This is a genomic window from Tepidimonas sp. (assembly GCF_046292505.1).
Lineage (GTDB): Bacteria > Pseudomonadota > Gammaproteobacteria > Burkholderiales > Burkholderiaceae_C > Tepidimonas.
In genome coordinates this window covers 1-503 of record NZ_JBKBQX010000302.1, presented here as the reverse complement: position 1 = coordinate 503, position 503 = coordinate 1, and the positions used below count along the sequence as shown (strand labels likewise).

Here is a 503-nt window from a genome sequence, read left to right as displayed (position 1 = left end):
CGCTGTCTAAACGGTTACGGAACTCTGGAGAAAACGCTTTCTTCATTGCATCTTGGTTATCATTACTGTTGTCTTGATCCATGAAGCCAATACTCACGCGAGAAATACTTTCTGCGCCAATATTTGTGGTCAGGACCAACACCACATTACGGAAGTCTGATTTACGACCATTGTTATCGGTCAATGAACCATGATCCATGATTTGTAGCAATAAGTTGAACACGTCTGGATGCGCTTTTTCAATCTCATCTAGCAATAATACACAATGCGGATTTTTATGAATCGCATCGGTCAACAGACCACCTTGATCAAAGCCGACATAACCCGGAGGCGCACCGATCAAACGTGAAACCGCATGGCGCTCCATATACTCCGACATATCGAAGCGAACCAGCTCAACACCCAGTAATTTCGCAAGCTGCTTGGTGACTTCTGTTTTACCTACCCCAGTTGGGCCTGCAAAAACGAAACTACCCACAGGTTTATCTGGCGATTTTAGGCCT

The 503-nt window shown here is 45.1% G+C and carries 1 protein-coding gene; it reads right to left on the bottom strand.

Features of this window, described 5'->3' with window-relative positions; translation table 11 throughout:
* On the bottom strand, positions 1-503 hold a 503-nt coding region (locus tag ACK4TH_RS13400; protein ID WP_409627149.1), incomplete at both ends, for an AAA family ATPase.